The sequence below is a fragment of the uncultured Tyzzerella sp. genome, assembly GCF_963558545.1.
In the GTDB taxonomy this organism is placed as follows: Bacteria; Bacillota; Clostridia; order Lachnospirales; family CAG-274; genus Tyzzerella.
Window position 1 is genome coordinate 1 of record NZ_CAUWHO010000066.1, and the last position, 8,057, is coordinate 8,057.

An 8,057-nucleotide genomic window follows, 5' to 3' on the forward strand; every position below is an offset into this window, starting at 1 on the left:
CAAAAAAATATATATATTCAAAATAAAAACTTATATATTTTTACTAAATTTTCAAAAGTCCATATTCTATAGTATTATTTTCATTATTGTCTAGAAATATCTGTATAAACATTCACACATCTAGTTTATTTTCTAATATTATAATTAATCTTTTTTGTATTATTATATATAGTTAAATGGTACTCTTATCTATAATGTTTATAGGCAAAACTTTTATAAATTTAACAAAAAATTATAAAATTATATCTTAATTGTAATAATGAAAAATATATTTATTTCAAATATGCTACCAATGTTAAATACTTAATTTTAAACCCACTTCGCCATAACCTCTCATATCACCGTTATAGCAACTTCTAACATCTAGGATAATCTCACCTTTTTCTAATTCTATTAACAACCCATCTTTGTTGGTATTGAAAATAATATCAATATAAAAGCTAAAATAAAAGATAGTATTTTAATGGTTATTTTATTTACTTTTATCATAAATAATTAATCACTCATTATTTTTATTGTAAAGTGCTAGAATTAATAGTCCTTTAGTATTCTTATTCTATATTGTGTCAAAAACTATATCTAAGCGTTTCATTTTGTCTGACTCATTATATAGCATTAATAAATACACTATAATCTATATATAAATCTATAATTAAACTATTCTCTTACTTTTAACCATTGTTTCTATTGAATATGTAAATATTTTAGTATAATATTTGACATAATCTATTAGTATATGGTATCATTTGTATAAAATACTACTTAAGAGTAAATTTTTATACTAGGGGTGAAAATTTTGTCAGATATGAAAATTTTATTATCAGAATTTAATGCCATTCCTTCTTGGGAAGGATATGAATATCAAGCACATATTTCTATATATGTTACTTTAGAAAATATATATAAATTTTTAAAAGAAAAAGATAATGTTACATTAGAAGAATTAAAACAAAAATTTAAAAATATGGAATTAGAAATTGAAGGATTAGAAGATTTTTCTATAAAAGAAAATAATGATTATATTTCGATACATCAAGTTAAATTAAATTCTTTAGATTTATCTACAGAGGATAAAGCTACATTTATATTTAACTGTCTAGAATATAAGATTGTACAAGGTTATTTTCACATAAGAAAAGGTAAAAAACTTCCAGATGGGTTTTTAAAAGAAACTAAAATACATATAGATCATTTAATTGACCAAGCAAAACAATCAGCAAAAGGAAATATTAATATTGCTGGTAACCTAAAAAAAGGTTCTTTAGAAAAATTTATAAGAAATTTTATAAATGAAAACTTACATAAAAATTACACGGAAGAAAACATCGAGTGTGCTAAAAAAAAAATTATACAAAAACTTGAAGAAATTAAAAAAACTCTATCAGATGATAATCTAGAAGATTCAAAATATGTACAAGTATACAAAGAATTATTCGATAACTCAAATGAAGCTATAGAAAAAAGCTGTAATCTAATATGTGAAATTATAACATTTATAAAAAATGAAGATAAATACGATTATATAGAAAAAGATAAATTTCATCAAGGACTTATATACTATGAAATCGTTTCAAAATTAAAGTCCTATATAACAAATTGTTATCTTAAAGCAAATACTTTAAATAATAAATGTGTTATACCTTTAATAGAAATCATTGACATAATATTTGAAGATTATAATAAATTATTTAATAATGAATATAATCAATATTATCTCTTTGTAAAAACTATACTAAATTTACTAGATAAATATCCTAAAAATCCAATAAAAGAACATACAAAAACACCTGTTTGTAATGCCGAAAATTGTAGTTTGAATGATGAAAAATGTAAATGTAACTTAAAAACACAATTAAAAAATATAGTGACTTTAGATATGGATAAAAAAGCTTTTGTGATAAAGAATACTTTATTGCAAAAACCAAAAGATGGTTGCAATAACAATTTACCAGAGGATAATTTAATAAACAAATTATTTTTAGATATTTTAAATGGAATAGATATTTTAAAATTGCAAGATGATAACACTATAAAGTGCCAAAAAAATGGTAATTTCTATAGATTAACATTAGATAATAGTGATGAAATTTTTGAAATAACCGATAAAATACTTAACTTTCTTCAAGAAAATGAATACTTTAGTTTTTTATATGAAACAGATTTTTTGATTACAAATCGTCTAAATGGTGTTTTTAATCCTTTTGAGAGTAAAAATATCACAAAACTTTCTGAAAAAGAACTTAAAGAAATAGATAAATTTTCAGAACAAGAAAAAAATATCACTAAGCCTAAGGTTATAAATTTAATAGATAGAGAAAATGCATTAAAGGAGTTAAGAAATGAAACAAATTATAAATAAGTTATTTGAAGATAGTAAATTTGAAGTAAAATGGCAATCTAACGATAAAAATATTTTCTTTTATTCAAGTAAAGAAGAAAATATTGTCAACTATTACATTTTAAATTATATTGATAATACAACTTTCGAAGATAATCTTTCTTTAAAAATAAAACTTAATAATCTAGAAGAAGAGTACATAAAATTTGATAAAAATAAAGAAAGCTTAAGACTAAAATTTATAAAATCTTTCGGAGATGATTTGTCTAAATCAATATTAATAGATAAAAATTTATCTGCTATATATATTTTAAAAACAAATGATATAGATTTTATATATAATAATAAAAATCTTATATATGAAATTGAAGAGTCAACAAATTATTTTAAAAGGTATGTTTTGGTATACACTGAAGAGCAAGTAAATTCTCTGAAAAAAAAGTTAAATAACGATGATAAGATAATAGATTTATTGCAAAGAATCGCTAAAGATAAAAAAGAATATATGAAATTATGCAAAAATAATCAACTTAATACATTGTATTCTTTTGTAATAAGGATATTTTCTAAAATACCTTTTCTTAAGTATGAATTTGAAGAAAGCTGTAACATAAAGCCTTTGGAAGAAATCGTTAAAAATAATTTTAAAGTATTCCCCGATTCCGCAAATTATCACGAAATACTAACACAATTTATTTCAGAAGTAAAAACCGATCCAGAAGAAGATAAAACATCTAATGCTTTGTTACAAAAATTACTAAGTACTACACAAATAAATGTAAGTGAAAAAGAAATAAAAGAAGATTTAGATAAACTTTTAAAAGAGGTGTAAAAATGGGCTACAAAATAGAATCTGTTTTAGTTAAAAACTTTAAGTGTTTTGATAATAAAAAGTTTTACGAATTTAATTTAAATAGTAATAACAATGTTATAATACTATCTGGACCTAATGGATTTGGAAAAACAACATTTTTTGATGCTGTAGAATTAGCATTTTCAGAAAATATAACTAGATTTAAAAGTGATATAGAAAATGGTAATACTTCTGTTGGTAAAAATATACTCCTAAATGATGGTTTATATGATGGGTACATTGTAATAAAACTAAAAAATGATACTCAAAGGTTTATTACTCTAATTACCAAAATAAGTAATAACATAAAAAAATTAGATATAAAAAAATCTTTATTATATGGTATAATAGAAGAAAATATATCTTATGATGATTTATCTGAAGAAATACCAAACTATAATAACTGGAAAAGCTCGATAAAAGAATTTGATATTCTTAATTTTTATAATGAGCATTTTAATATATATTACTATGTATCTCAAGAAGAATCTATACACTTTTTAAAAAATGCCATATCAAAAAGAAAAGATGTAATAAATGTACTATTAAATACAGATACAATAGAAGAAAACATAAACTATATAGAAAATAATTTTATTAGTAAAAGGGGGCAAGGGCTAATTAAAAATAAACTTGATAATCTAGAAGCTGAACGTAAAGAAATAATATCAAAAATTAAATCTGTTCAAAATGATATAGAAATGGAATTAAATGTACCATATAACAAATTACTTAACTATAAGGATCAAACTAAAATTTTTATATGGGATAATGAAAATTTATCAGATTTAACTATTAAAGAATTGGAAAATTGTATATCTTTTTTACATAGACTATCAAACTATTTTAATGATTTTAAAGATCATCAAGTATATAAACAAAATGTAAAAATTAAACAATTTAATAATGATAATTATATAAATAATTTTATTTTATATAAAAATTACATTAATAGTAATGGAGAAATAGACTTAAATAAAATAGATTTAGAGATTAAACATTTGAGTAAAATTAAATATTCTCAAGAACTAATAAAACTTTTAGAAAGTATATATACATCAAACTTTGATACCCAAAGTCAAATTATACAAAAAATTAAAAATATAGAAAAATTATACCCAGAATTTAAAAATGATACTTTGCACACAGCTTATGATTCTATATCCAATCTTTCAAAAAAATTAGAAAGTAATCAAAAATTATTTAAAGAATTTGAACGTGCTAGATTAAATTTAAAATCAGTTAAGGATAGTTATATTAAAAATGATGCAAAATGCCCTTATTGTTGCTACGAGTATGAAAATATAGAACAATTAAATATTGCTTTTGAATCTGCAAAAGGAATTTTAGACATTAATAATGATGATAACTTGCAAAAACTACAAGAATTTGAAAAACTTTTTTTAGAAGCAATCAATGAAAGTTTAAAAAAAGTGAAACAATATTTAGAAGATATACATAATATAAATATTTCTCAAATAGATATTAAATTAAAAAATCTAGAAAATATAAAAGTAGATAATAATAAAAAACAAATAATATTAGGTATATATAACATTATAAAAGATAGTGATTTATTGGAAAATCAAGAGAATGATATTAATTTAAACTCAGCTAAAAAAGCTATTAATGAAAAAATTAAATCATATAGTAATATTAACTATGAAACTAATCTATCTAAATATAATTATCCTGAACTTGAAAAAACTTTAAAAGAATATGTAGACTATAATAAATTCATAGAACAAAAATTTATAGATAATAAAATTAAATATATAAAAAAAGAAATAGTAAAACGAAATAACATACAATTAAGTAACTTGTATAATCAATTTAAAGAAAATTATATTGATATTTTAAAATTAAAACAAATTAATGGTTGTTTAAATGAGTTAAAAAAGTTTTATAACGAAGAACTTTCAAATTATAAAAACACTATTTTAGAAAATATAAAAATACCTCTTTTAATATACACGGGTAAAATTTTACAAGATTATCAATGTGGACTAGGTGTTTTTATAAATAATGCAGATATGAGATTTGTTTCTAGAGGAGATTCAAAAGAAGATATTTTAAATACTTTTAGTTCTGGACAATTATCCGCATTTATACTTGCCTTTACTTTTGCTATGAACAAACAATATGTGAAAAAGGATTGTAATACTCTAGACTTTATACTTATTGATGATCCAATTCAAACTATGGATGATATAAATATAGCATCTTTAATCGAAGTTATGCGAAATGATTTTGAAGATAAACAAATTATAATTTCTACGCACGAAAAAGATAAAGAAAATTATATTTTATACAAATTTTTAAAGTATGGTTTAAAACCAGATTCTTTTAATGTGAAAGAAAAACTTTATTGTAGTAACTAAATATATTCATAATTAAAAAATTTTAGGTTCTTTGCCAATAGTTGGGGTAATACCAAAATAGATAAAATAAATATTAAAAGGTATGGTATAAAAATCATACCTTTTTATATTAAAATTGATTAAATATATGTAATGCAATTTCTAAATCAATTAAAATTATGGTAACTATATGATTTATACTTTAAAACTTTAATTTTATTATTACAACCTTCAGTAAAACTATTAGTATAGTTAAAATAAAAAAATTAAACAATTTCATTATACCAATTAGAAAAAGTTTTTCCACAATCTTTGAATTTATGTATACTAGAAGATAAGACAAATTGTATCTATTTTTTTAATAATTTAATCATATCTTGAACTGTTTTTTGTTCAAACATTTCAAAAAATACTTCTTTTAAAGCATAGGCTTCATTAAAGTATAGCTAGTATTAATCATATTATTAACTTGAATTTTCTGTTCTTCAGTTAAATACTTATATTTCTTAGTCAAAAGAGATTTTGAACATTTAAAATATATCCTATATTCTTCAAAAAATTTTTGTTGCTCTTGTTTTCTTGTATGCTCAAAAGACCAAATAACTTGCCTAATATAATGATATTTATCACTCATTTTATTAGATTTTTAAAAAAAGTATATGATACATCAACAAAAGGTTTCCACATATTAGGAATACAAAAATAAACATCATATTTATTTGTAGTTTTGAAATAAGTTGATAAAAAATGGTATTTTCTAGTAGATAAAATATCCAACCCCTTTTTAGAAATAGTATCAGTAATAATATAATGGTATTTTTCTCCAGAAGAGTTCCTTTTAAATTTATGAATAGACAAAATATAAGTAATACAGGCTATTAATTTTGTCAAAAATATGTATAACAATAGAAATATTTAATAATTTTGCTACACTTCTAAAAGAGTGAGTACTCTTTAAATTCTCTAAAACAACATTAATAATCCTAAAAGTCATAATATAATGTTTAAGTAAAAAAGAATTATCTTCAAAAAACGCTTACCACAATAACATCTGTAATATCTTTTATTAATAGCCAATAAAATATTTTTACCAAAACAAGAAATATCTTTAACTACTTGTTATCTATAATCGTGAATAGAATTTGTTTTGTTACCACAACAAGGACAAGCATGAACTTTTCTTTTTAATTCAATATAAATAAAGCAAAAAGTTTTATCAACTTCGACATTTTTTACTAAAATATCTTAAATACATATAAGTTTTATTATTTTATTAGAAAAGAGCATATTTTTAATCTCCAATATTTTTTAGTTCAAATTTATTTTATCGTATTTTAGGTTAAAAATGCTCTCTTTTTTTATTATTTTTTTGGAACTCTATTTATTTACCCCAATATTTACTATAGAGCCGAAATAAAAAAGATAATAAAAAATATATAAGAAATCAATTACAAGAAGATATGGTATAAGACCAAATGACAAAGAATACATTGACCCATTTACGGATGATAAGAAGGACAAAGCATAGAAAGTAAACTCCTTAATAGGTTGTTTGAAAATAAAATGCGGTTGGTAAATCTATCCAATATTCATTTAGATATAGCAATAATGTTAGATCAAGCTACCCGTTAAACGGGTATTCTTGCCTAAAATATTAACATTACCTTAAAATTTATTTAAAAATATTAAATTTTAATATCTAATAAAACAATATTTCCATATTTCTTAAACATATTATCAAAAGTTGCTCTGCCGTAAGAATAACAATTTACTATTATATCATTGTCTAAGTTTATTTTGTAAATTTTTAATTTCTTAACATCTTCTTCTGAATATATAAAAAATGGACTATCAACCTCATAAAAAAGAAAAAAATCACCTTGTAAAACATCGCAATTATCACAGCAATTACTAATGCTACTTCTATTTGTAGTTTTAGAATATCTTAATTTATAATTATACTTATTTTTCAAATATTCCATTAATAGCTCTGGTATTGGATTTATAGCTCCAACTATATGTATATCTTCTTCATTTATTTGTTCTAACATATTACTAAACTGTATTTCTAATTGTTTATCATCACTAACATTATCTAATAATGTATCTATATATAAATGTTTATCGACCCCAAAACCAATAACTCGTGTATCTTTACCACATTTGAAACATTTTTGAATCCCTTCAACTACATACAGATGATCAATAATAACAATATCTCCATAAGGTTTTATCCATTTAACAAATTTATAATAATCTTTATTATCTTGTACATACCATTTTTTTATTTTAGCATTCCATCTAGCACCTAACGATTTAGCTTCATCTTTTTCATTATAAGGTACATTTAGTATAAGCATACTTCAAATCTCCTTATTATTTAATTTATAAATTTAATTCTATGTATTAACTTTTTATATGTATATATTATATTGTTTTTGTTATTATTTGTCAATATTATAACTTTTTCAAAAAATTTACTGAACTATCTTGACACATGACCAAG

The 8,057-nt window shown here is 21.1% G+C and carries 5 protein-coding genes and 1 pseudogene; 3 read left to right on the forward strand and 3 right to left on the reverse strand.

What is annotated here, in order from left to right:
- Positions 1–805 precede the first annotated feature (805 nt).
- The 3 genes from R5Z65_RS08975 to R5Z65_RS08985 are packed head-to-tail and all read left to right on the forward strand — an operon-like array spanning position 806 to position 5,572.
- Positions 806–2,359, forward strand: a complete 1,554-nt coding sequence (locus R5Z65_RS08975) for an ABC-three component system protein (protein ID WP_317368654.1) — start codon at positions 806–808, stop codon at positions 2,357–2,359.
- Positions 2,340–3,170: an ABC-three component system middle component 1 gene (locus tag R5Z65_RS08980; RefSeq protein ID WP_317368650.1), complete on the forward strand. Its 831-nt coding sequence runs from the start codon at positions 2,340–2,342 to the stop codon at positions 3,168–3,170. The genes R5Z65_RS08975 and R5Z65_RS08980 overlap by 20 nt, the downstream gene beginning before the upstream one ends.
- Before the next feature lie 2 nt (positions 3,171–3,172).
- Complete coding sequence (locus tag R5Z65_RS08985) at positions 3,173–5,572, forward strand: AAA family ATPase (RefSeq protein WP_317368651.1); 2,400 nt, start codon at positions 3,173–3,175, stop codon at positions 5,570–5,572.
- A gap of 146 nt (positions 5,573–5,718) precedes the next feature.
- On the opposite strand, the pseudogene R5Z65_RS10260 reads toward R5Z65_RS08985, so the two are convergent.
- The 3 genes and pseudogenes from R5Z65_RS10260 to R5Z65_RS08995 form a co-directional block, all read right to left on the reverse strand.
- Positions 5,719–5,799: pseudogene (locus R5Z65_RS10260) on the reverse strand (transposase); the annotation flags it as partial.
- A 170-nt stretch (positions 5,800–5,969) separates the two neighbouring features.
- Positions 5,970–6,185 (reverse strand): transposase, encoded by a 216-nt coding sequence (locus R5Z65_RS08990; RefSeq protein ID WP_317368652.1) that lies wholly within the window; start codon positions 6,183–6,185, stop codon positions 5,970–5,972.
- 1,051 nt (positions 6,186–7,236) lie between these two features.
- A complete protein-coding gene (locus tag R5Z65_RS08995) occupies positions 7,237–7,911 on the reverse strand; it encodes a DUF5710 domain-containing protein (protein ID WP_317368653.1) in 675 nt (224 codons plus the stop codon).
- Between the last annotated feature and the right edge of the window lie 146 nt (positions 7,912–8,057).